Consider the following 22,108-nt stretch of genomic DNA (forward strand, 5'->3'; position numbering starts at 1 on the left):
TGCAGGTTTACCAAACCAAAGAAAACGTTCAAACGTTTTTGAATACAAACGATCATGAAAAAAGATCAATGAATTCAACGGTGTGATTGAACGCGCCTGCGTTGTTTTCTGATCAGAAAGTAAAGTTATTATTCCGGGATATGGATTGGTTATTCACCAGTAGAGCCGGAGGGAAAGATGAGCGAGACGGTGTCAAATCCTGGTGGCTTGCGTCCCAAAGCAGGTGGACTAGGCGCGCTGCTCTCCCTGGGCATGCTGGCGAGTTTCGCCATGTCTGGACCTGTGGAAGCGCAGGGGTTGTCCTGTGCCCGCGAACTGACCGCCGATGTGGTCGCGCTGGATCAGGCGGTGCAGTTCAACCGCTATGGCTCGCATCATCCCGGCTACATGATCTATGCCCTGCGGGACGACGTGGTCGGCATGAATGGCGGTGCCGCGCTTTCCGCCGGTCAGGTCAGGCTAAGGGACGACAAGCGCCCGCGGCCGCTCGTGCTGCGGATGAATGCCGGCGACTGCCTGACGGTCAATTTCGAGAACCTGCTGAACAGCAGGCCCATTTCGGTTCCCGGAATCTCGGTTGACCAGCCGGCCACGCGTGCCGCAGGCCTGCATGTCGCCGGGCTGAATTATGTCGGCTCGATCGCGGATGACGGCGCCGCCGTCGGCGCCAATGCCGCCAGCACCGTCCCTTCCGGCGGCAAGACGACCTATCGGCTGCATGCCCCGCGTGAGGGTATCTTCGGCATGTACAATCCGGCCTCGCAGTCCGGGGGCGAGAGCAATATCGGCTCCCTGGCCTTCGGCATGTTCGGTGCCGTCGCGGTGCAGCCGAAGGGCGCGGAATGGTATCGCAGCCAGGTCAGCCGGGCCGATCTGGACCTCGCGACGGAAGGCACCCTGCCCACCGGTCATCCCAGGATCAACTACGGCGCGGTCTATCCGTCGGGGCATCCGCGGGCGGGGCGGCCGATCCTGGCGATTCTGCAGGGCAACCGGATCATGCATGGCGATACCCGCGCCATCATCACCGGCCCTTATTTGAGCGCCCCTGTTAACGATCCCAATCGCGGCCGCTTCGCCGAGGGCAGCTTCGTGCCGAACCCGGTGCTGGAGCCGAACCGCAATACGGAGCAGGGGCCGGAGGCCGGTACGCGCGACCGGCGGGACCCCTATCGTGAATTCGTCCTCGCCTTCCATGACGAGGTGAAGTCGATCCAGGCCTTTCCTCAGTTCGAGGAAGCGGCGCTCGGCCACACATTGCACAGCGTGCGCGATGGCTTCGGCATCAATTACGGCATCACGGGCGCGGGCTCGCAGATCCTGGCCAATCGCTTCGGCCTGGGCCCCACCGCGCAATGCGCGGAGTGCAAATACGAGGAATTCTTCCTGACCGCCTGGGCCGGCGGCGATCCGGCGCTGGTGGTGGATGTGCCCGCCAATGCGCAGCTTGGCTCCGACAACCAGAGCCGCGCGCCGGATGCGCCCATCTCGACCCGGGCACTCTACCCGGACGACCCCTCGAATACCTTTGGCAGCTACCTGGGTGACCGGGTGATGCTGCGTAACCTGTCTTTCGGCAAGGAAGCGCATATCTTCCACCTGCACGCGCATCAGTGGCTCTACAATCCGGAACAGGAAGGCTCTGCCTATCTGGACAGCCAGCTGATCGCGCCAGGTTCCGGCTATACCTATGAGATCGCCTTCAATGGTTCGGGCAACCGCAACCAGACGGTGGGCGACAGCATCTTTCACTGTCACCTCTATCCGCATTTCGCGCAGGGGATGTGGGGCCTGTGGCGGGTGCACGACGTCTTCGAGCAGGGCACGAAGCTCGACGCCTCCGGGCGGGTGGATCAGAACTTCAGCCAGGCCGAGGGCAACCGCGCGCTCCCGGATGGCGAGATCAAGGCCGGCACGGCCATTCCCGCCATCGTGCCGATGCCGACCATGGCCCTGGCGCCGCTGCCGGCGCCCGTGCATGTCGATGCCGCGACCGGCAAGGTGGAGATGGCGGCCGGCAGCACGGCGGCAGATAATCCCGGCTTCCCCTTCTTCATCCCGGGTCAGGCCGGGCACCGTCCGCCGCGGCCGCCATTGGATACGATCTTCAACGGCGGCCTGCGCCGCCATGTCGTGACGGGGGGCGAGGGGGTGGCGCAGCTGACCCGCCATGACCTGGATAAGGTCAGCGATCAGCTGGAGATCCGCTGGCTGGCCGAGGATGGCGTGCCGTCCGAGTTGGCCGCCATGGCCTATCATTCGCTTCGCACCCATACGAGCGTGACGCCGGAAGGCAAGACGCGCAGCTTCATCACGAATGGCCGGCCGCCAGTGCGCGGTGCGCCTTTCGCTGACCCCTGCGTGCTGGATGACGGCCAGGCCGTGCCGGGGGCCGATACGCCGCGCGTCTACAAGGGCGCCGCCTTCCAGATGCGCCTGAAGTTGAACCGCGCGGGCTGGCATTATCCGCAGGGACGCCTGCTTGCCCTCTGGAATGACGTGCAGGCCACGATCGGCGGCACGCGCGCGCCGGAGCCACTGGTGATGCGCGCGAACTCGGGTGAATGCATCGAGTATCACCATGCGAACCTGATCGAATCCGTCAGCTCGCTGGACGACTACCAGGTGCGGACGCCCACCGATATTGTCGGCCAGCATATTCACCTCGTGAAGTTCGACGTCACCAGCGCCGACGGCTCCTCCAATGGCTGGAACTACGAGGACGGCACCATGGGGCCGACCGAGGTGCGGGAGCGCGTGCATGCCATCCGCAAGCGCTATGCCTGCGCCGAGGCGGCCGAAGGCGGCAACTGCCCGGTGGCGCGTGCGCATCCCTTTTTCGGGGAAGGGCCCAATGGCGCTTGGGTCGGCGCGCAGGCGACGGTCCAGCGCTGGTACGCCGACCCCGTCACCACGCAGTCCGGCAAGGACAATACCCTCCGCACCGTCTTCACCCATGACCATTTCGGGCCATCGACGCATCAGCAGAACGGCCTCTATGGGGCGCTGGTGATCGCGCCGAAGGGCACGACCTGGGCGCATCCCGAGACCGGCAGGGCCATCAACAACGCTGCCCGGGGCGATGGCGGCCCCACCAGCTGGATGGCGAGTGTGATCACGCCCAATCCCGCGGAATCCTACCGGGAATTCGTGATGCAGGTCGCTGATTTCGCCAGCGCCTATCAGGCCGGCGGTGGCATGGATACGGGCGGGGCGATGATCCCGGACCCGTCGCGCGTCATCAACCCGCCGTATCGCAAGCGCATCGGCCTTCCGTACCTGCAGGAACTGCCGAATACCTGCCCCGGTGGCGGCGCGCCGCCCTGCCCGGAGGCTGTCTCGGCCGCGGATACCGGCACCTTCGTCGTGAACTACCGCAATGAACCGCTGGCACTCCGCCTCTACGATCCGAACGCGCCGCGGGCGGATGGCAGCGGCAAGGGCGCGCAGGCCACTGGCAAAGCGGGCGACCCGGCTTATGCCTTCCGCTCCGACGTGACCCGCGCGATGCCGGAGTTCAACGCGCAGCCCACCGATCTTCCCGATCTCACCAAGGGCCTGCAGGCGGGCGATCCCTGGACACCGATGCTGCGGACCTACCGGCGTGACCGCGTGCAGGTCCGCATGATGGTCGGCGCGCATGAGGAGCCGCATCCCGTCCATATGAGCGGCATGCGCTGGCTGATGAACAACACCGACCCGAACTCGGGCTGGCGGTCGTCGCATATGCAGGCGATCTCCGAGCATTTCGAGTTCGAGGTGCCGGTCGTGGCGCCGGAGGGCGATATCGGCCCGCATACGGATCATCTCTACTCCGTCTCCGCCAGCGCCGAAGGCTATTGGCACGGCGTCTGGGGCCTGCTGCGCGCCTATGAATATGCGCGCAACGACCTGAAGGCCCTGCCCAACAACACCCCGCCCACCAATCCCCGCAATCAGCAGCTCAGCGACGGGCAGGTGGTGCAGCTGGGTGTGACGGGGAATGTGAAGAACCTGCCGAACTTCAACGGCGTCTGCCCGGTGGGCGCGCCCATGCGGCGCTACGCCGTCTCGGCGGTCGCGGCCAGCCAGGCCATCGGCGCGCAGGGCATCGTCTACAACAAGGAAACCGGCAACTACGCTGCCCAGCGCGGCCCGATCACAGACCCAAGCGGCGCCATGTATGTGCTGGACAGCGACCTGACCGCCGGCAAGCTGAAGGCCGGCGTGCCGGTGGAGCCGTTGATGCTGCGGGCCGCGGCCGGCGACTGCATCGAGGTCACACTGACCAACCGCCTGCCGGCCAACTGGGCCGACCAGGTGGTGGCCCCGGCCAACCAGGGCTTCTACATGCTGCCGATGGTGGTGCAGCGCTTCAATGCCAACCAGCTGAAGCCCTCGATGGAGGTCGGGCTCAACCCGCAGCTGCTCGCCACGGATGTCACGCGCAACGACGGGCTGAATGTCGGCCTCAATCGCGTGCCGCCGAATGCGGTGCGCCCGGTGAAGCAGACTGTGCCGCCCGGGCAGAGCACGACCTATCGCTGGTATGCCGGCCTGCTGACGCTCACCTCCGCCAATGACCTGGTGGCGACGCCGGTGGAATTCGGTGCCCTCAACCTGATGCCGTCCGACAAGCTGCGGCACAGCAGCAAGGGGCTGATCGCCGGCATGGTGGTGCTGCCGCAGGGCGCGACCTGGGTCACCGATACGGCGACCCGCATGGCGGCGACCGTGACCCTGCCGGGCGGCCGCCAGTTCCGCGACTTCACCCTGATGTTCCAGGACGACCTGAACCTGCGGGCCAGCGGCAAGCCGGTCTGCCCCGTGGGCGCCGGTGAGGCCGCGACGCCGGAGGAGGAAGGCGGGACCCCGCGCAGCATCACCGAGACCGGCTGCAAGGGCATCCAGGATTCCATCGATGCCGGCAACATGGCGGTGAACTACCGGGCGGAGCCCTTCTGGTTCCGCCTTGGCCATCCCCCCGGCGAGAACCCGGAGATCACCCGCCGCCTGAACTTCGCGAATGTGCTCTCCAACACCCAGGTGGGGCGTGACCCGCAGACGCCGGTCTTCACCACCAAGGCCGGCCAGGAGATCCGCTTCCGGCTGCTCCAGGCCGGCGGGCATGGACGCTCCGGCGTGTTCAACCTGCATGGGCATAACTGGTCGATCCTGCCTTACACCTCCGGCACCGTGCCGTCGCAGCGGATTGAGGGACGGCGCGCCGATGCCGCCTACCGGCCTTCGCCGGCGACCGGCACGCGCGACGCCATCGGCCCTGGCATGCACTACAACATCGTGGTCGAGCAGGCCGGCGGCCCTGCCAAGGTCGTCGGGGACTACCTCTTCCGCAACCAGATGCCGGACGCCTTCGACAGCGGGGTCTGGGGCATCCTGCGGGTGACGCCATGACCGTGACGGGCATCGGGCGGGGGATGCCGGCAGCGATGCCGGTGCCTTCCCGCCGCCCGCCGCGCGGCCGGGCCGGGCTTCTCTCCGCCTCGCTGCTCGCCCTCGCGGCCAGTTGGCAGGGCGCGCGGGCGGAAGCACCGGCCTTCACCGGCCGGCATGCCGCCGCCGGCGTGGAAGCGCTGCTGGAAATCCGGCCCCGGTCCGCCGGGGCGCTCCTCGCCGGCCAGACCGCCGGAATCCGGCTGCGCTTCAACGGGGAGGATGGCGCGCCGGTGCGCGGGCTGAAGCCCGCCGCCTGGGCCGAGCGCGGTGGCGGGCAGGCCATGTCCTGCCGGGACCGCGTCCGCAGCCTGTTGGAGAACCGCCTCGGCCGTAAGGCGGAGGTCGATCTCAATGCCTGGCATGTCGCCTATGTCGGGGACAATGGCGCGGTGCAGGTGCTGGACCCCGTGGGCGGCACTTCGCGCACCCGCCTGCTGGCCGCCCTCAACCTCGCGGGCCATCCGGGCGGCTGGGCCGAGGATCCCGCCCGCCACGCGCTCTTCATCTCCGTCTCCGACAAGGGCGAGGTGGTGGAGATCGATACGGCGCGCTGGGCCGAGCGCCGCCGGCTGCAGGTCGGTGGCCGCCCCGCGCGGATCGTGCTCGATGCCGGTGGAAACCTCTGGGTCGGCCAGGATGGCACGGAGGGCGCGACCCAGGAGATCACCCTGGTCGGGCGCGCGACGGGCGAGGTCCAGGCGCGGCTGCCGGCCGGGCCGGGGCCGCATGCGCTGGCGCCGGTCGGCGCCGGCAAGGTCGTCGCCGCGACGTCACGGGGGGCGGTGGCCCTGACGGCGGATGAAGCGTGGCCGCTGCCCGCCCTGGGCGGCGGCTTCACGGATGTCGCGTATTCCGCGCTGGCCGATGTGGCGCTGCTGCTGGATGCCGCCGGAGGCCGCGTGCTCGCCCGGGCCGCGGATGGCCGGGTGGTCGGGCAATGGCCGGTGGCGCCGGGCGCCGCGGGGCTGTTCCCCGGTCCCGGCGGCAGGCTTCTCTTCGTGCCGGAGCCGGCGGAAGGCCGCGTCACCGTCATCGACCTCGGGCGCGGGGTGGTGGCGCATCGCGTCACCCTGGGCGGCGCGCCGCTGCGCGTCGGCTTCAGCGGCACCCAGGCCTATGTGCAGTCGGCCGCGGGTTCCACCGTCTCACTGATCGCGCTGGGCAGCCTGGCCGAGGGCGCCACGCCGGCGGTGACGGGCATCGCCGTCGGCGAGGGCGGGCTGACCCCGGGCGAGGCGCTGGGCCCGATGGTGGCCGCCGCGCCGGGTGACGAGGCCATGCTGATCGCCTCCCCGTCCGAGCGGATGGTGCATGTCTACATGGAGGGCATGGCCGCGCCCTCCGGCGTGCTGCGCGCGCCGCGAGGCCGGCCGCTGGCCATCACCGCCGTCGATAACGGCCTGCGCGAGACGGAGCCGGGCGTCTACCAGACCCAGGTCACCTTCCCGGGCGCGGGGCGCTATGTCTTCCCGGTCATGTTGCAGGGTGCCGGCTTCCTGCATTGCTTCGAGGTCGATGTCGGCGGCGACGGGCCGGTGCTGCTGAGCAGCCGCCTCAGCCTGGAATGGCCGGCCTCCGCGACGCGCAGCCTGCCCGCCGGCCAGCCCACCGCGCTGCGGGTGCAGCTGCACGGGCCGGAGGATGTCGGGGCCTGGCGCGCGGCGGGCGACCTCTCGGCCCGGCTCGTGCAGTTTGTCGGGCATTGGCAGGCGATGGTGCCGCTGAAGCCCCTCGGCAATGGCCTCTATGAAACCGAGCAGGTTACGCCGCCCCGCGACGGCATCCTGCAACTCTATGTCGAATCCCGCTCGCTCGGGCTGGAGCCCGGCACGCTTCCCCACATCACGCTGAGGGCCGTCGCGCCATGAGCCGCATCCTCCCGCCGCCGGGCCGGCGCGGCCTTCTCGGGCTGGCCGCCGCCGCCGCTTTCATGCCGCGCCGGGGCATGGCGCATGATGGCCATGCTCATCCCCCCAGGGTGCCGCAGGCGGATGCCGTCACGCGCCTGAAGTCGCCGCTGCCGGATGTGCGGGTGACGGATGCGCAGCGCCGCCGCCGCCGCCTCGTCTCGGAGGTACTGGCGGGCCGGGTGGTCGCCATCGACTTCGTGCTCACGGACTGCACGACCTTCTGCGCCGTCATCTCCGCCGCCATGGCCGGGGCGCAGGAGCTGATGGGCCCGCGCCTGCGGGAGCAGGCCGGGCTGGTCAGCCTGGCGCTGGACCCGGTCGGCGGCACGCCGGAGCAGCTCCGCGACTATGCCGCCCGCTTCGGCGCCCGCCCGGACTGGAGCTTCCTCAGCATGCCGCAGGAGCCCCTGGAACAGGTTCTGCGGGGGCTGGGCGGGCCAGTGGCCGGCAGCGACCACGCGCCCATGGTCGTGGTGCTGGATTCCCGTGGCGGCGAGATCCGCCGCCTCTTCGGCATGCCCGCGCCGGAAGCCATCGTCAGCACCATGGAGGCCGCGCTGGCGGCCCGGAAAGCCTGAGCCATGAACAGCATCCTTCCCGCGAGACGTGCCCTGCTGCTGGCCGCGCCGGCCCTGTTGCTCGGCCTGCGCGCGGCGCCCGCCGCCGCGCTGGATTGCGACGACCGGGAGCGGGAATACTTCAGCAACCGCGTGCTGACGGACCAGGAGGGCGCGAAGCGCCGCTTCTACGACGATGTGCTGCGTGGCCATTCCGTGCTGATCGGCTGGATCTTCACCAGTTGCCCGGATGCCTGCCCGCTGCTGGCGGCGCGCAGCCTGGCGATCGCGGAACAGGCGGCGCAGGCCGGCGGATCGCCGCGCATCGTGCATCTCACCACCGACCCGAACCGCGACCAGCCGGCGAAGCTGAAGAGCTGGGCGGCGAAGTTCGGGGATTACGCCGACTGGGTGCTGCTGACCGGCACGCCCGGCGATCTGCGGCATGTCGCGCAGCGGCTGGGCCAGACGGTGGATGAGGCGCGCCCGGACCGCCACACCACGCTGATGCTGGCCGGCAATGTCCCGGCGCGCCGCTGGGTCAAGCTGCGCCCGGACATGCAGGCGGAGGCGGCCGGGCTGCAGCTGGCGGATCTGGCGGCCGCGCCGGTGGTGTCGGATGCCCGGGCATGCACAGGCTGACGGCTCTCCCGTTGCTTCTGCTGCCTCTCGCCGGGCCTGTGCAGGCCGGACCGGCGGAGGAAGGGGAGGCGCTGTTCACCGCCGGCGCGCGCCCCGGCGCCCCGGCCCCGCGGGCCACGGCATCCCGCGGCGCCACCATGCCGGCCACGGCCCTGCCATGCTCCGGCTGCCATGGGGCGGATGGCGGCGGCGGGCGGATTGAGGCCGGGGTGACGCCGCCGCCCGTCCTCTGGTCCAGCCTCTCCCGGCCCGCGCCGGGGCGCCCGGCCTATGACGCGCCCTCGGTGCTGCGGGCCGTCTCGCAGGGGCTGGCGCCGGACGGGCGGGGCCTGGACCCCGTCATGCCCCGCTACGCGCTGACTATGCAGGACGGGCAGGCGCTGCTGGCTTATCTCCGCGCCCTGGATGCGCGCGGCGTGCCGGGGGTGGAGGAGGACCTCGTCAGCCTGGGCCTGCTGGTCCCCGCCGGGCCGCTGGGGCAGGGCTTCGCCGCCGCCTTCGGGCAGGCACTTTCCGCCGCCGCGCCGGAGGGTGTCTTCGGCCGCCGCATCACGCTGCGCCAGATGGAAGTGGCGGATTGGCGCGAGGCGCCCGCCGCCACGCGCCGGCTGCTGGATGACGGCGTGCTGGCCCTGGCCTCCGCCCTGCCGGGGGAGGCGAATGAGGGTGCGCTGGCCGTCGCGGCCGGGGCGCGGGTGCCCATCCTTTCGGCGCGGGCGGGGCTGGCCTCCTCGCCGCTCTCCTTCGCCCTGCTGCCCGGCGCGGTGGAGGAAGGCGTGGCGGCGCTGCGGCTGGCGCCCGAGCCCGGCCGCACGCTGATCCTCGTCTCCGGCGCGGCGGCGGAGCAGCGGCTGGCCGAGGCCATCGCCGGGCGTGTCGGCCAGACGGCCGAGGCCGATCCGCGCATCGTCACGCCCGCCGTGCTGCCGGGCGCCATGGCCGGCAGCACGGGCATCCTGCTCCTGCTGCCGCCGTCCCGCCTGGGCGAGATCGCGGCCACGCTGCGGCAGGGCCAGATCAGCCTCTTCGTGCCGGGGGCGGTGGGGGGCGCCGGCATCCAGGCCGCCGCCGCAGCGGCGGGCCAGCCCGTCGTGGTCGCGCTCGGCGTGCCGCTGGAGGCGGGGGAAGGCATGGCCGCGCGGCGCTTCGCTGCCAGCGGCGCCGCCCGCTTGGGCCTGCCGGGCCGCCTGGGCCATGCGGCGGGCGAGGTTTTCGTCGAGGCGATGCGCCGCAGCGGCCGCCGCCTGACGCGTGAACGGCTGGCCTCCGTGCTGGAGGGGCCGGAGGCTTTCGAAACGGGATCCCTGCCGCAGCAACGCCTGTCCGGGGCAGCGCGGGCCGATGCGGGCCGGATCGCCATCCTGCGGATGGATGGCGCCGGCACCGTCACGCGCGCGGCCGGGACAGCGACTGCCGAGTAGGATGGAGGACGCCGTGCGACTTCAAAAAGGAGGCCGGACCCGGCGCGGCAGCCGGCCGGGGTTTACGCTGGTGGAACTGCTGGTGGTGCTGGTGATCCTGGGGCTGATCGCCTCCATCGCCGCGCCGCAGGCCATGCGCTATCTCGGCAGCGCCAAGCATGACGCGGCCAAGCTGCAACTGCAGGGGCTCATCACGGCCGTCGATCTCTTCCGCCTGGATGTCGGCCGCTATCCCTCGCGCGACGAGGGGCTGGGCGCGCTGCTGCAGGCGCCGGGCGGGCTGGAGCGCTGGAACGGCCCTTACGTCCGCAAGGCGGAGCAGCTGGTCGATCCCTGGGGCCGCTCCTACCGCTACCGCGCGCCCGGCGAGCACAGCGCCTTCGATCTCTTCACCCTCGGCGCCGACGACCGTTCCGGCGGCGCGGGGGAGGATCGCGACGTGACGAGCTGGTAGCGCCATGCACCGCCCCGGCTTCACCCTGATGGAGGTGCTGGTGGTGCTGCTGATCCTCGGCCTCGCCGCCATGGCGGTGCCGCGCCTCTGGGGGGCGGGGCAGTCCGGGCTGCTGCGCGCCGCCGCCAATGACGCCGCCGCCATGCTGCGCGAGGCCCGGGCCGAGGCGCGGCGCACGGGGCGCGATACGCGGGTGGTCTTCGATACCGCGCTCGGCACCTATCGCGCCGCCCGGGGCGGCCGCACGGGGCGGTTGCCCTCCGGCGCCGTGCTGGCGGTGGAGGGCGTGGCGACCGAGGCCGATGAGGCGGGGCGGGTGGCCATCCGCTTCGATGGCGAGGGCGGTTCCACCGGCGGGCGGCTGCGCGTGGCACAGGGGCGCAGCGTCTATCTGGTGGAAGTGGACTGGATGACCGGCCATGTCCGCACGGCCCGGTAGCGCCCAGGCCCCCGGCTTCACGCTGGTCGAGGCGCTGGTCGCGCTGGTCGTCGTCGCAGGCGCCGCCAGCGCGGTGACGCCCCTGCTCGGAACCATGTTGCGCGCCAAGGCAGAGCGGGAGGCGAACCTCGCCGGCGTGCTGATGGCGCAGTCGCTGCTGGAAGCCTATGCGCCGCCCGGCGCGGCGCGGCCGGGGCGCTGGCAGGGCAACTCGCCCGCTGGCCCCTGGAGCATCGAGATCGGCCCCGGTGAGGCCGGCGCGCCGGGCGTGGCGCTGCGCCCCGTGCGCGTGGTGCTGCGCGCCGTGACGCTGGAGGCGCTGCGCCCCGGCCCGGCCGAGGAGCCGGCGCGATGAGCCGCCCCGGCATGACCCTGGTGGAGACGCTGCTGGCGCTGGTGGTGACGGGCCTCGTCATGACCATCGGCCTGTCCTCCCTGCATCTCGTCACCCGCGCGGGCACGGCGGCGGCGGGCGACCCGGCGGCGATGGTCACGGTCCAGGACCTGATACGACTGCGGCTGCTCGGCACCATGCCCGTGGTGATGGAAGGCCAGGCCGGCCGCCCCGCCGTCGTCTTCGAGGGGCAGGGGGAGCGGATGGTCTTCGTGGCGGAACTGCCGGCGCGCTTCGGCGTCCCGGGCCCCGCGCTGGTGGAACTGCGGCGGCAGGAGGAGGGGCTGCGGCTGCTCTGGCGCCCGCTCTTCGGGGCCGCGGGGGGCGAGGGCGGGGCGGGGCGCCTGCTGCTCGACCGCGTCGCCGCCCTGCGCCTGCGCTATTTCGGCGCGCCCCGCTCGGCCGATGTCGTAGGCTGGCGCGATAACTGGTCCGATGCGGCGGCGCTGCCCGCCGCCATCGAGATGACCGTGCTGTTCCATGAGGGCGATCCGCGCCGCTGGCCGCCTCTGGTGGTCGCGCCCCGGCTCGCCGCCTCCAGGGAAGGATCTGCGGAATGACGGCCCTGCCAAGCCTGCCGGCCCTGGGCCTGCACGCCACCGGCTTTCTGCACTGGTGGCGGGAGGAGCTGCGCGGCCTGCTGCCCCGGCGCCTGCGCCGCCGCCCGCGCAGCGTCCTCCGCCTGGATGGGCAGACGGCGAGCATCGCGAAACCTTCCCGCTCCGGCCTTCAGGATATCGTAACCTTCGCGGTGCGGGACCTGGCGGGGCAGGGGCGGGCGCTGCGGGCGCTGGCGGCGCAGCGCGAGATCGTGCTGCTGGTCCCGTCTTCCTGGATCCTGCGCCGGGTGCTGCAACTGCCCGCCGCCGCCGAGCCGCGCCTGGCCGCGGTGCTGGGCTTCGAGCTGGAGCAGCATCTGCCCTTCCCGGCCGAGGAGATGGTCTGGAGCACGCGCCTGCTGCGCCGCCTGCCGGAGGCGCAGCGGATCGAGGTGGAAGTCGCGGTGCTGCCGCGCGCGGTGGTCGCGCCGCTGGCGGCGCAGCTCCGGCGGGTGGCGGGTACGGCGCATCTCGTCGCGCGGGCGGATCTGGACGCGGAATGGCCGGAAGTGCCGGTTGATCTCCTGGCACCCCCCCGAACCCGCTGGCGCCGGCGCATCGAACTGGGCCTCGCGCTGGCCGCGCTGCTGCTGGGCCTGCAACTCGGGCAGGCCGAGCTGCGGCGGCAGGAGGAGGCGGTGGCGGCGGTCGAGGCCCGGGCGGCGCGGGCGCGGGACGCCGCCGAGCGTGTCCTGGCACTGGAGAGCGAGACGGCGGGCCTGCGCGCGCGGCTGGCCGCGGCGACCGAGTTGCGCGGTGCCCGCCCGCCCGCCGTGGCCATCCTGGAGGAACTCGCCCAGCGGCTGCCGGACGATGTCTGGCTGACGGAGTTGCGCCTGTCGGAGGACCAGCTGCTGCTGTCGGGCTTCGCCGTCCGGTCCGACCGCCTTCTGGAAATGCTCGACGGCGCCGGAAACTTCCATCAGGCGCGCTTCACGGCGCCGGTGACGCGCGGGGCGCGCGACCCGGCGGACCGTTTCCAGATCGCGCTGCGCGTCGCCCCGGCCGGAAAGCCGCAGCAGGCCTCCGCGCATGTGGCGCGGCCATGAACACGCTCTCGCGGCCAGTGCGGCGCCTGCTGGCACTCGTGCTCCTGGCCCTGCCGCCTGCCCTGCTCTGGATGTTCCTGGCCGAGCCCTGGATGGATGAGCATGCCCGGCTTTCCGAGCGCATGGAGCGCGCCCTGGCCGTGGAGATGCGCGCGCTGTCCCTCGCGGGGCGCGAGCTGGAGTTCCGGCAGGAGGGGGGGGCGCTGCGGCAGGCGCTCTCGGGCGTGGCCGACCTGCCGGCCTCGGGCAGCTATGCCCTGGCCGGCGCGGAATTGCAGCGCCGGCTGCGGGAGGCCGCCGGGCGCGCGCGCGGCAGCCTCAGCAGCATCGAGACCATGCCGGAGGGCCGGGCCGGCGATGGCATGGTCGGCGTCCGCGCCCGGCTGCAGACGGATGCCGAGGGTTTGCAGCGGCTGCTGGCGGAACTGGAGACCGGCAAGGCGCTGCTGCAGGTGCATTCCCTGTCACTGGCATCGGTGGGCATCAGCCGAAGCCGGCTGCTGGATGTGCAGCTCGACCTGCGCGGCCCCCGGCGGGAGGAGGCCGCGCGATGATGATCCGCCTGCCGCTGCTGCTGGCCGCCTGCGCCGTGCTGGCCTATGCCTCGCTGCGGGAGGCGGAGGTGATGGTACCGGGCCCGCTGACGCGCGACGCGCAGACCGGGCCGAAGCCGGCCGCCGCCATCCAGCCGCCGCCCGCGCCGCCTTCCGGGCCCTGGGTGGAACAGACGGGGCGCCCGCTCTTCGCCGTCACGCGCCGCCCGCCGGAGGAGGAGGTGACGGAAACCGCCGCCGCCGCCGCGCCGGAGCCGCTGCCGCCGGTGGCGGCCTCCGGCGTGGTGCTGCGGAACGGCCATGCCCTGGCGCTGCTGCGCTTGGCGAATGGCCAGTCCGTGCGCGCCGCCACCGGCGACGAGGTGGATGGATGGCGAGTCGGGCGGATCAGCGCGGAGGGCGTGGAAATGACGCTGGGCGACCGCAGCGTCATGCTGGCCGCGCGGGTACCCATGGCGGATGGCCTGCTGCGTTCGGAGTGACGCTCCGGAACGGTGCTTATTCCGGCAGGGCCGTGCGGCCACCGGCGGAAGGCCGCGCCAGCCTGGACCGCGCCTGGAGGCGCATCTCCTGCATCTCCACCCGCAGCCGGGCGAGGCCGGTGATGGCCTCCCGCTGCTCCGTCATGAGGTTGCGGTAGAGGCGCGGGTCCGACAGGGCCCGCAGGGCGGCGGCGGGGTCGGTGGCGGCCAGGGCGCGGAGGGCGGTCCATTCGTCCTGGCCCCGGGCGTAACGCTCCAGCATCCGCTGCTCCGCCGCCGTCAGCCCCGGCACCCGTTCGACCCTGTCGGGCGCGGGTGGCGCCGGCGCCGGGGGCGCCGCCCGTGTCATGCCGGCGCCCCCGGCCCCGATGGTGGCGACGCGGCGGGCATAGGCGCGCCCGCGTTCCGGCTCGCCGGAGTGGTAATGGGCGATGGCCTGCCCCCAGTCCCCGTGGCGCTCCCGCAATTCTTTCAGGAAGCGGATGGCATAGCGAAGATTGGCCCGGGGATCGAAGGCTTCGTCGAGACTCGCGAAGGCCCCCGGGTGGTGCAGCAGATTGACCTGCATGCAGCCGATATCGACGGAACGCAGGCCGCGCGCCAGCAGGGCCGAGACCTCGGCGATGGCGGCCTGTTTGCTGGGGGCGGCGCGGCCTTCGCCGGCGGCGTTGTAGGACCAGGGCCAGGGTTCCGTGCGGCCGCTGCTGCTGTCCCGCCGGCCGCTCTCCACCAGGGCGATGGCACGGAGCAGGCCGGGGGGAAGGCCCGATGCCGGTTCCGCCGCCTCGATGGCCTGGCGGCAGGCGGCCCGATCCTCTCCCCCCGCCGGCTGCGCCTGTAGCCTGCCGCCGGGCAGCATGAGCGCGATGGCGAGGAGAAGAGGCCATCGCCCCATGCGTCACGGCCTCCGGCGATGCCGGAGGAAAGCTTAAAGATGGCGGTAACGGCCTGGAAGAAGATAATCCGGAGTCGTTACCCGCCGTTCCTGCCTTCCCCTGATTCCAGCAGGCCGCGCACCCGCCGCAGGCTCATCACCACCGCGCCCAGATGCGCCCGCATCGCCTCGGCCGCCTCGGCATTCCGCCCGGCCTGCAGCAGGTCGAGCATGGCCAGATGCTCGCGCGCCTGCCGGTAGGGGCACGGCGGATGCGCTGCTGGAGACGGCGCGGGAGGTCTCGCTGATCCGCGCGGGCGGGATGATCCCCGCCATCCTGCGCCCGGCACCGGGGCGACGGCGGCGTGACGCCTGCCAGCCGGCGGCGCGGGGAAGGCCGCCCCGCGCCGCACAGGGCTATTCCTTCTGCGGATTGGCGCGCAGGAAGTCGAAATCGCAGCCCTGGTCGGCCTGCAGCACCTCGCGGCTGTAGAGCCGGGCATAGCCGCGCGCCGGTTTCACCGCCGTCGAGGGCTGCCCCGCCCGGCGCTTTTCCAGCTCCGCCTCATCCACCAGCAGGTCGATGCGGCGATCCCGCACGGAAAGGCGGATGCGGTCGCCATTCCGCACCAGGCCCAGCGGGCCGCCGGAGGCCGCGTCGGGGCTGACATGCAGGATGATGGTGCCATAGGCCGTGCCGCTCATCCGCGCGTCGGAAATGCGGACCATGTCCTTCACCCCCGCCCGCGCCAGCTTCTGCGGAATCGGCAGATAGCCGGACTCCGGCATGCCGGAGGGGCTGAGCGGGCCGGAATTCTGCAGCACCAGGAAATCCTCGGGCCGCACATCCAGGTCCGGATCATCGATCCGGCTGGACAGGTCCTCCAGCGAATTGAAGACCACCGCGCGCCCTTCCTGCTCGAAGAGCTTGGGGTCGGCGGCGGCACGCTTGAGGATGGCGCCGCGCGGCGCCAGGCTGCCGAACAGCGCCACCAGCCCGCCCTGCGGCTGCAGCGGCTCGTTCAGCGGCCGCACCACGCTGCGGTCGACATAGCCGGGCTCGGCGTCCAGCCGCTCGCCCAGGGTCTGGCCGGCCACGGTCTTGCAGTCCAGGTGCAGCAGCGGCTTCAGCTCCCGCAGCACGGCGCCGATGCCGCCGGCGGCGTGCAGGTCCTCCATGTAGAAGGGGCCGGTCGGCTTCAGGTCCACCAGCACGGGCGTGGTGTCCGACAGCTCGTTCAGCCGCTTCAGGTCGATCTCGATCCCCGCGCGGCCGGCGATGGCCGTCAGGTGGATGATGGCATTGGTGGAGCCGCCGATGGCCAGCAACACGCGCATCGCATTCTCGACCGATTCCGGCGTGACGATGTCGCGGATGGTGGTGCCCGCCCGCGCCAGCGCCAGCGCGGCGGCGCCCGAGGCCTCGGCGGCGCGGATGCGGTCGGCATGCACGGCGGGGATGGCGGCGGTGCCGGGCAGCATCATGCCCAGCGCCTCGGCGATCGAGGCCATGGTGCTGGCGGTGCCCATCACGGCGCAGGTGCCGGCGGTGGTGGCCAGGTTGCCCTCCACCTCCTCGACGGTCCCGTCATCGATCTCGCCCGCCCGGTACTTGGCCCAGAAGCGGCGGCAATCCGTGCAGGCGCCCAGCCGCTCGCCACGCCAGCGGCTGGTCATCATCGGCCCCGTCACCACCTGCACTGCCGGCAGCCCGGCGGAGACGGCGCCCATCAGCTGCGCCGGCACGGTCTTGTCGCAGCCGCCCACCAGCACGACGGCATCCATCGGCTGGCCACGGATCATCTCCTCCGTGTCCATGGACATGAGGTTGCGGAAGAAGAGGCTGGTGGGGTTGAGGAAGACCTCGCCCAGCGAGATGGTCGGGAATTCCAGGGGCAGGCCCCCGGCGGCCAGCACGCCGCGCTTCACGGCGGTCACCAGTTCCGGCACGCCGCGATGGCAGTTGTTGAATTCGCTGTAGGTGCTGGCGATGCCCACCACCGGCTTGCGCAGCAGATCGGTGGAATAGCCCATGGCCCGTGCCATGGAGAGGCGCAGATAGCGCGCGAAATCGGGGTCGCCGTAATTGGTCAGTCCGCGGGAGAGGCCGACTGGTTGATCTGCGTCGCTCATGGTGTTCCTCCGCTGCCGTGTGCCGGTGCTGTCTTGGTTATCGATGCCCGAAGGCGCGCAGATAGGCGGCCTTCGAGGCGGGCAGGTGGTCCCGGCAGAGCCGGATCAGTCCGTCGCGGTCGCGACGCCCGATCGCCTCGATGATCGCGTGGTGCTCGCGGCGGGCCTTCTCCCGTTCCTCCGCGCCGCCGAGGGCCAGGAAGCGGATGCCATGCGCGCGCTGCGCCGCCGCCTCGATGGCATCGGCCAGGAAAGCATTGCCGCAGAGGCCGAAGAGCCCGCGGTGGAAGGCCAGGTTGGCGCGGAAGATGGCGGCCATGTCCTCTGCCGCCACGGCCGCGTCGTGCCGGGTCTGCACGGCCTTCAGCTCGGCCAGGGCCTGGGCAGGCGGGGGCAGGGGGATCAGCCGGGCGGCCTCGGTCTCCAGAAGCTCCCGCAAGGCATAGAGCTGCTCGACTTCCGCGCGGGTATAGCTGCGGACCAGGGCGCCGCGATTGGGAATCCGCGCGACGATGCCCATGCGGTCCAGCTCCGCCAGCGCCTGCCGGATGGCGTGGCGCGAGGCGCGGAAGCGCAGGATCAGCTCTTCCTCGATCAGCCGCTCACGCGGGTGCAGGCGGCCGAGGACGATATCCTCCTCCAGCGCCGCGACCATGGCGGCGACGGAGGCCGGACTGTCCTCCGCAAGCCTTCCGCCGCTCTCTGGGCTCTCGGTGCTGGCCGCTCGCGCGGGCTTGGGCATGGCGGGTCCTGTCCCTCGGGAACCAGCATCCAGCCCTCGTCCATGCCTGTCCAGGGATTTTCGACAGGATTGTCGACAATCCCGCCGCCCTGTCCCGGGGTGCGGTGCCGGCGTCAGATCGTCCTGCCGCCATCCACCTCCAGCACCACGCCCGTGACGAAATTGGCCTCGTCCGAAGCGAGGTAGAGGCAGGCCCCGGCGATATCCTCCGCCCTGGAGAGGCGGCCGAGCGGAATGGTGGCCAGGAATTTCGCACGGTTCTCCGGCGTATCCGGCAGGCCCATGAAGGATTCCAGAAGCCCGGTCGCACCCATCACCGGCGCCACGCAATTGACGCGGATCCTGTCGGGCGCCAGTTCCACCGCCATGGAGCGGGAGAGCAGGTTCACCGCGCCCTTGGTGCCGTTGTACCAGGTCAGGCCCGGGCGTGGGCGGATGCCGGCGGTGGAGCCGATATTGATGATGACGCCGCCGCCCTGTCCGCGCATCACCGGCACCACCGCATTCGTCATGTGGAAGAGCGACTTCACATTGATGGCATAGACGCGGTCGAATTCCTCCTCCGTCACCTCCAGCATCGGCTTGTTGCGATGCGTCCAGCCGGCATTGTTAACGACGATATCCAGCCTGCCGCCATGCGCGATGGCGCGCTGGACCGCCGCATCCGTCGCGGCGCGGGAGGTGATGTCGCCCTGGATGGCGGTGACGGCGGGGCCGATGGATTCCGCCACCTCCCCGGCGCCCGGGCCATTCAGGTCCATGATGGTCACCTTGGCGCCCTGCTCCGCGAAAAGGCGGGCGATGCCGGCCCCGAAACCCGAGGCGCCGCCCGTGACGAGCGCGGATTTGCCTGCGAGACGCATGCCTGTTGCCTCCCTTCTGTTCTTTTCATTCCCGACGTGCCCGGCCTGGCCGTGCAGGAAGATCATGGTCCTCCCAGCGAGGAACGCAAGCCTGCTCGATTGACCGGCGCCGGCGGAGTGCCGCAAGCTGCCGGCCATAAGATCAAAAGGGGAAGCGGGCCATGGCCGAGAGCGAGATGTTCCAGAAAGGCCTGGAGATGCGCCGCAAGGTGCTCGGCAGTGACTATGTCGATGGCAGCCTCGCCAGGGCCGATGACTTCATGATGGCCTTCCAGCGCATCACCACGGAATGGTGCTGGGGCTATGCCTGGAACCGCCCGGGACTCGACCCGAGGACGCGCAGCATGCTGAACCTGGCGATGCTGACGGCGCTGGGCCGCACGCCGGAAATCAAATTGCACGTGAAGGGCGCGCTGAACAACGGCCTGACGGTGGAGGAGATCAAGGAGATCCTGCTGCACGCCACCGTCTATTGCGGCATCCCCGCCGGGCTCGATGCCTTCAAGGCCGCGCATGAGGTGCTGCAGGCCGAGGGCGCGCTGGCGGAGAAACCCGCCGAATGAGCGGCGGGGTCATCCGGCGCATCGGCTTCATCGGCATCGGCAATATGGGCTGGCCCATGGCGGCCAATCTGTTGAAGGCCGGCTTCGAAGTGGTGGTGGCCGATGCGGCGCCCGGCCGCGCCGGCCGGTTCGCGAGGGAGGTGGGCGGAGGTGCCGCCGCGGATGCCGGCGATGCCGCGCGCGGGGCCGATGCCGTCATCACCATCCTGCCCACCAGCAGGCATGTCGCCGAGGTGGTGGCGGAGATCGCCCCCGCCCTGACGGCGGGCGCCGTCGTCGTCGAGATGTCCTCTGGCGTGCCCGGCGTCACGCGGCAGCTGGCGGAGGATCTGGCGAAGCTGGGCTGCGCCATGGTGGATTGCCCGGTCTCCGGCGGCGTGCCGCGTGCCAGGACCGGCGAGCTGTCGATCATGGTGGGCGGCGAGGATGCCGCGCTGGCGCGCGTCGATCCGGTGCTGCGGGCGATGGGCAATGCCATCCACCGCTGCGGCGGCATCGGCAATGCCCAGGCCATGAAGGCACTGAACAACCTCGTCTCCGCAGGCGGCTTCCTGATCGGCGTCGAGGCACTGCTGATCGGCCAGAAATTCGGCCTGGACCCGGCGCTGATGGTCGATGTGCTGAATGCCTCGACCGGCATGAACAACAGCACGCAGAAGAAGTTCAAACAGTTCGTGCTGTCGCGCCGCTTCGATTCCGGCTTCGGCCTCGATCTCATGATCAAGGACCTTTCCATTGCAATGGAAGTGGGACGGGAGACCGGCACGCCCACGCCCTTCGCCGCGCTCTGCCGGGAACTCTGGAGCAGCGCGGGCGTGCTGCTGGGACCGGGCCAGGACCATACGGCGGTGGCGCAGCTGGTGGAGCAGCTCGGCGGGCAGGCGCTGGGCGGCGGCAATCAGGGCGGGGCGGAGTGACGGTGATGTGGGAGGTTTTCGCGCTCCGCTACGCGCATCACGAGGACCGGCCGGCGCGGATGAATTTCCTGCAGCCAACCGACCCGCATGACGCACCGATGCCGATGGATTACTTCGTCTGGCTGCTGCGCGACGCGGCGGGGCGGGAGATCGTGGTGGATACCGGCTTCTCGCCCGAGGTGAGCGCCGCGCGGCAGCGCGGGTTGACCCGCACGGTGCCGGAGGTGCTGAACGCGATGGGCACCGACCCCGCTACGGTCGGCGATATCATCCTGACTCATCTGCATTACGACCATGCCGGCAATATCGGGCTCTTTCCCAAAGCGCGCTTCCATCTGCAAGAGCAGGAGATGGGCTTCGCCACCGGCCGCCATATGTGCGCCGGCTGCCTCCGCGCGACCTTCGAGGTGGAGGATGTCGTCGCCATGGTGCGCGCGCTCTATGCCGACCGCGTGGAGTTCCATGAGGGCGATGGAGAGGTGGCGCCGGGCGTGACGGTGCACCGCGTCGGCGGCCATACGCCGGGCCTGCAGATGGTGCGGGTGCGGACGGAGCGCGGGCCGCTGGTGCTGGCCAGCGACGCCGCGCATTACTATGCCAATATGCAGCGGGGGAACCCCTTTCCCATCGTCTTCGATCTCGGCGAGATGACGCAGGGCTGGCGCCGCGCGCGGCGGCTGGCGGAGGGGGATGAGAGCCTGATCATCCCGGGCCATGACCCGGAGGTGCTGCGCCGCTTTCCGAAACTGCCCGGCAGCGGAGGCGAGGTCGCCTGCCTGCACCTGCCGCCCCTGGCATGAACGGCCCGGCACCGATTGGACCGGCGGCCCGATCGGTGCCAGACTTCCGGCAAAGCCGCTGAAGCGGCACGATGTTCGGAGGATCTCGCGCATGACGCCATCCAGCCCAGCGGAGTCCACCGCCAGCCGGAGCCGCGACGCCCGGAGGCCGCTGGAAGGCCTGTTGGTGGTGTCGCTGGAACAGGCGGTGGCGGCGCCCTATTGCAGCAGCCGGCTGGCCGATGCCGGTGCGCGCGTTATCAAGATCGAGCGACCGGAAGGCGATTTCGCGCGCGGTTACGACGCCGCAGTGCACGGCCTCTCCAGCTATTTCGTCTGGCTCAACCGCGGCAAGCAGAGCCTGGTGGCCGATATCAAGAGCCCCGATGACGCGGCGCTGCTGCACCGGATGCTGGAGAAGGCGGATGTCTTCATCCAGAACCTCGCCCCCGGTGCCGCCGCGCGAGCGGGCTTCGGCGCGGAGGAATTGCGGCGGCGCTATCCCCGCCTCATCACCGTCGATGTGTCGGGCTATGGGTCGGGCCATGCCTATGCGGGCATGAAGGCCTATGACCTGCTGGTGCAGGCGGAAAGCGGGCTGGCCGCCATCACCGGGCATCCGGCGGGTCCGGGGCGCGTCGGTGTCTCGGTCTGCGACATCGCCTGCGGCATGTCCGCCTACGCGGCGGTGCTGGAGGCGCTGATCGCCCGCTCCATCAACGGCGAGGGACGCCGGCTGGAGGTCAGCCTCTTCGACGGCATGGCCGACTGGATGAATGTGCCGCTGCTCTATTTCGAGGGCACGGGCAAGGCGCCGCAGCGCGTCGGCCTCGCGCATCCTTCCATCTGCCCTTACGGGGCCTTCGAGACTTCGGACGGCGCGCTGGTCCTGCTCTCCATCCAGAACGAGCGGGAATGGGCGAGGTTCTGCGCCTCCGTGCTGGAGGCGCCCGAGCTGCCGCGCGCGCCCGGCTACGAGAGCAACACGGCCCGCGTCGCCAACCGGGCGGAGGTGGATGCGCGCGTCGCACGCCTCTTCGCCACGCTCACGCGGCAGCAGGCGGCCGCGCGGCTGGATGCCGCCGGCACCGCCTATGGCTTCGTCAACGAGGTGGCTGACCTGGTGAACCATCCGGCGCTGCGGCGGGTGGAGGTCGCCACGCCCGGCGGCCTGGCCTCCATCGTCGCGCCACCCGCCATCCATGACGGCGCCGCGCCGGTGCTGGGCCCGGTGCCCGGGATCGGCGAGCATGACGCGCTGATCCGCGCCGAATTCGCCGTTCCGCAGGCCGCCTGAGGA

Annotated in this window: 21 protein-coding genes; 16 read left to right on the plus strand and 5 right to left on the minus strand. The window is 71.2% G+C overall.

The window, feature by feature from the left end:
• Positions 1-177: 177 nt before the first annotated feature.
• From IAI58_RS03960 to IAI58_RS04015, 12 genes are read left to right on the plus strand one after another with little or no spacing between them, the layout of a single operon-like run.
• Positions 178-5,394, plus strand: a complete 5,217-nt coding sequence (locus IAI58_RS03960; RefSeq protein ID WP_207446945.1) for a cupredoxin domain-containing protein — start codon at positions 178-180, stop codon at positions 5,392-5,394.
• 35 nt (positions 5,395-5,429) lie between these two features.
• Complete coding sequence (locus IAI58_RS03965) at positions 5,430-7,304, plus strand: YncE family protein (protein ID WP_207446944.1); 1,875 nt, start codon at positions 5,430-5,432, stop codon at positions 7,302-7,304.
• A complete protein-coding gene (locus IAI58_RS03970) occupies positions 7,301-7,924 on the plus strand; it encodes an SCO family protein (RefSeq protein ID WP_207446943.1) in 624 nt (207 codons plus the stop codon). Before IAI58_RS03965 ends, IAI58_RS03970 begins: the two co-directional genes overlap by 4 nt.
• A gap of 3 nt (positions 7,925-7,927) precedes the next feature.
• Positions 7,928-8,545 carry an SCO family protein gene (locus IAI58_RS03975; RefSeq protein WP_207446942.1) on the plus strand — a complete coding sequence of 206 codons (618 nt, stop codon included), beginning with the start codon at positions 7,928-7,930 and terminating at the stop codon, positions 8,543-8,545.
• Positions 8,533-9,966: a c-type cytochrome gene (locus IAI58_RS03980; RefSeq protein ID WP_207446940.1), complete on the plus strand. Its 1,434-nt coding sequence runs from the start codon at positions 8,533-8,535 to the stop codon at positions 9,964-9,966. Before IAI58_RS03975 ends, IAI58_RS03980 begins: the two co-directional genes overlap by 13 nt.
• A gap of 13 nt (positions 9,967-9,979) precedes the next feature.
• Positions 9,980-10,420, plus strand: coding sequence for a type II secretion system major pseudopilin GspG (gspG, locus tag IAI58_RS03985; protein ID WP_237182908.1), 441 nt, complete (start codon positions 9,980-9,982; stop codon positions 10,418-10,420).
• A gap of 4 nt (positions 10,421-10,424) precedes the next feature.
• Positions 10,425-10,859: a GspH/FimT family protein gene (locus tag IAI58_RS03990; RefSeq protein ID WP_207447072.1), complete on the plus strand. Its 435-nt coding sequence runs from the start codon at positions 10,425-10,427 to the stop codon at positions 10,857-10,859.
• Entirely contained in the window at positions 10,840-11,214 is a 375-nt protein-coding gene (locus IAI58_RS03995) for a prepilin-type N-terminal cleavage/methylation domain-containing protein (RefSeq protein ID WP_207446938.1), read from the plus strand. Before IAI58_RS03990 ends, IAI58_RS03995 begins: the two co-directional genes overlap by 20 nt.
• Complete coding sequence (locus tag IAI58_RS04000; RefSeq protein ID WP_207446937.1) at positions 11,211-11,813, plus strand: type II secretion system protein GspJ; 603 nt, start codon at positions 11,211-11,213, stop codon at positions 11,811-11,813. Before IAI58_RS03995 ends, IAI58_RS04000 begins: the two co-directional genes overlap by 4 nt.
• A complete protein-coding gene (locus IAI58_RS04005; RefSeq protein ID WP_207446935.1) occupies positions 11,810-12,901 on the plus strand; it encodes a PilN domain-containing protein in 1,092 nt (363 codons plus the stop codon). Before IAI58_RS04000 ends, IAI58_RS04005 begins: the two co-directional genes overlap by 4 nt.
• Positions 12,898-13,455, plus strand: coding sequence for a type II secretion system protein GspM (gspM, locus tag IAI58_RS04010; RefSeq protein WP_207446933.1), 558 nt, complete (start codon positions 12,898-12,900; stop codon positions 13,453-13,455). The genes IAI58_RS04005 and gspM overlap by 4 nt, the downstream gene beginning before the upstream one ends.
• Entirely contained in the window at positions 13,452-13,937 is a 486-nt protein-coding gene (locus tag IAI58_RS04015) for a hypothetical protein (RefSeq protein WP_207446931.1), read from the plus strand. Before gspM ends, IAI58_RS04015 begins: the two co-directional genes overlap by 4 nt.
• 16 nt (positions 13,938-13,953) lie before the next feature.
• Here the strand turns inward: IAI58_RS04015 and IAI58_RS04020 are convergent, their stop codons facing one another.
• The 5 genes from IAI58_RS04020 to IAI58_RS04035 all read right to left on the minus strand — a co-directional run bounded on the left by IAI58_RS04020 (position 13,954) and on the right by IAI58_RS04035 (position 18,549).
• Positions 13,954-14,832, minus strand: a complete 879-nt coding sequence (locus IAI58_RS04020; RefSeq protein ID WP_207446929.1) for a lytic transglycosylase domain-containing protein — start codon at positions 14,830-14,832, stop codon at positions 13,954-13,956.
• A gap of 77 nt (positions 14,833-14,909) precedes the next feature.
• Positions 14,910-15,044, minus strand: coding sequence for a hypothetical protein (locus tag IAI58_RS23255; RefSeq protein WP_272874833.1), 135 nt, complete (start codon positions 15,042-15,044; stop codon positions 14,910-14,912).
• A 184-nt stretch (positions 15,045-15,228) separates the two neighbouring features.
• The gene (locus IAI58_RS04025) at positions 15,229-16,944 is read right to left on the minus strand and encodes a dihydroxy-acid dehydratase (RefSeq protein WP_207446927.1); all 1,716 of its coding nucleotides are present in this window, start codon (positions 16,942-16,944) and stop codon (positions 15,229-15,231) included.
• A 37-nt stretch (positions 16,945-16,981) separates the two neighbouring features.
• A complete protein-coding gene (locus IAI58_RS04030; RefSeq protein ID WP_207446926.1) occupies positions 16,982-17,686 on the minus strand; it encodes a GntR family transcriptional regulator in 705 nt (234 codons plus the stop codon).
• A 113-nt stretch (positions 17,687-17,799) separates the two neighbouring features.
• Positions 17,800-18,549 (minus strand): SDR family oxidoreductase, encoded by a 750-nt coding sequence (locus tag IAI58_RS04035; RefSeq protein WP_207446925.1) that lies wholly within the window; start codon positions 18,547-18,549, stop codon positions 17,800-17,802.
• Positions 18,550-18,710: 161 nt separating this feature from the next.
• On the opposite strand from IAI58_RS04035, the gene IAI58_RS04040 reads away from it, so the two are divergent.
• The 4 genes from IAI58_RS04040 to IAI58_RS04055 all read left to right on the plus strand — a co-directional run bounded on the left by IAI58_RS04040 (position 18,711) and on the right by IAI58_RS04055 (position 22,105).
• Positions 18,711-19,112 (plus strand): carboxymuconolactone decarboxylase family protein, encoded by a 402-nt coding sequence (locus IAI58_RS04040; RefSeq protein ID WP_207446924.1) that lies wholly within the window; start codon positions 18,711-18,713, stop codon positions 19,110-19,112.
• Positions 19,109-20,029, plus strand: a complete 921-nt coding sequence (locus IAI58_RS04045; protein ID WP_207446923.1) for an NAD(P)-dependent oxidoreductase — start codon at positions 19,109-19,111, stop codon at positions 20,027-20,029. The genes IAI58_RS04040 and IAI58_RS04045 overlap by 4 nt, the downstream gene beginning before the upstream one ends.
• 5 nt (positions 20,030-20,034) lie before the next feature.
• A complete protein-coding gene (locus tag IAI58_RS04050) occupies positions 20,035-20,829 on the plus strand; it encodes an N-acyl homoserine lactonase family protein (RefSeq protein ID WP_237182385.1) in 795 nt (264 codons plus the stop codon).
• A 91-nt stretch (positions 20,830-20,920) separates the two neighbouring features.
• Complete coding sequence (locus IAI58_RS04055) at positions 20,921-22,105, plus strand: CaiB/BaiF CoA transferase family protein (protein ID WP_207446921.1); 1,185 nt, start codon at positions 20,921-20,923, stop codon at positions 22,103-22,105.
• Positions 22,106-22,108 lie beyond the last annotated feature (3 nt).

The sequence above is a fragment of the Roseomonas marmotae genome, from assembly GCF_017654485.1.
Classification (GTDB): domain Bacteria; phylum Pseudomonadota; class Alphaproteobacteria; order Acetobacterales; family Acetobacteraceae; genus Pseudoroseomonas; species Pseudoroseomonas marmotae.

What these genes read in the sequence shown, in the direction of transcription:
- IAI58_RS03960 (WP_207446945.1), top strand. Translation starts at nt 178, where the DNA reads ATGAGCGAGACGGTGTCAAATCCTGGTGGCTTGCGTCCCAAAGCAGGT.
- IAI58_RS03965 (WP_207446944.1), top strand. Translation starts at nt 5,430, where the DNA reads ATGCCGGTGCCTTCCCGCCGCCCGCCGCGCGGCCGGGCCGGGCTTCTC.
- IAI58_RS03970 (WP_207446943.1), top strand. Translation starts at nt 7,301, where the DNA reads ATGAGCCGCATCCTCCCGCCGCCGGGCCGGCGCGGCCTTCTCGGGCTG.
- IAI58_RS03975 (WP_207446942.1), top strand. Translation starts at nt 7,928, where the DNA reads ATGAACAGCATCCTTCCCGCGAGACGTGCCCTGCTGCTGGCCGCGCCG.
- IAI58_RS03980 (WP_207446940.1), top strand. Translation starts at nt 8,533, where the DNA reads ATGCACAGGCTGACGGCTCTCCCGTTGCTTCTGCTGCCTCTCGCCGGG.
- IAI58_RS03990 (WP_207447072.1), top strand. Translation starts at nt 10,425, where the DNA reads ATGCACCGCCCCGGCTTCACCCTGATGGAGGTGCTGGTGGTGCTGCTG.
- IAI58_RS03995 (WP_207446938.1), top strand. Translation starts at nt 10,840, where the DNA reads ATGTCCGCACGGCCCGGTAGCGCCCAGGCCCCCGGCTTCACGCTGGTC.
- IAI58_RS04000 (WP_207446937.1), top strand. Translation starts at nt 11,211, where the DNA reads ATGAGCCGCCCCGGCATGACCCTGGTGGAGACGCTGCTGGCGCTGGTG.
- IAI58_RS04005 (WP_207446935.1), top strand. Translation starts at nt 11,810, where the DNA reads ATGACGGCCCTGCCAAGCCTGCCGGCCCTGGGCCTGCACGCCACCGGC.
- gspM (WP_207446933.1), top strand. Translation starts at nt 12,898, where the DNA reads ATGAACACGCTCTCGCGGCCAGTGCGGCGCCTGCTGGCACTCGTGCTC.
- IAI58_RS04015 (WP_207446931.1), top strand. Translation starts at nt 13,452, where the DNA reads ATGATGATCCGCCTGCCGCTGCTGCTGGCCGCCTGCGCCGTGCTGGCC.
- IAI58_RS04020 (WP_207446929.1), bottom strand. Translation starts at nt 14,832, where the DNA reads ATGGGGCGATGGCCTCTTCTCCTCGCCATCGCGCTCATGCTGCCCGGC.
- IAI58_RS23255 (WP_272874833.1), bottom strand. Translation starts at nt 15,044, where the DNA reads ATGCTCGACCTGCTGCAGGCCGGGCGGAATGCCGAGGCGGCCGAGGCG.
- IAI58_RS04025 (WP_207446927.1), bottom strand. Translation starts at nt 16,944, where the DNA reads ATGAGCGACGCAGATCAACCAGTCGGCCTCTCCCGCGGACTGACCAAT.
- IAI58_RS04030 (WP_207446926.1), bottom strand. Translation starts at nt 17,686, where the DNA reads ATGCCCAAGCCCGCGCGAGCGGCCAGCACCGAGAGCCCAGAGAGCGGC.
- IAI58_RS04035 (WP_207446925.1), bottom strand. Translation starts at nt 18,549, where the DNA reads ATGCGTCTCGCAGGCAAATCCGCGCTCGTCACGGGCGGCGCCTCGGGT.
- IAI58_RS04040 (WP_207446924.1), top strand. Translation starts at nt 18,711, where the DNA reads ATGGCCGAGAGCGAGATGTTCCAGAAAGGCCTGGAGATGCGCCGCAAG.
- IAI58_RS04045 (WP_207446923.1), top strand. Translation starts at nt 19,109, where the DNA reads ATGAGCGGCGGGGTCATCCGGCGCATCGGCTTCATCGGCATCGGCAAT.
- IAI58_RS04050 (WP_237182385.1), top strand. Translation starts at nt 20,035, where the DNA reads ATGTGGGAGGTTTTCGCGCTCCGCTACGCGCATCACGAGGACCGGCCG.
- IAI58_RS04055 (WP_207446921.1), top strand. Translation starts at nt 20,921, where the DNA reads ATGACGCCATCCAGCCCAGCGGAGTCCACCGCCAGCCGGAGCCGCGAC.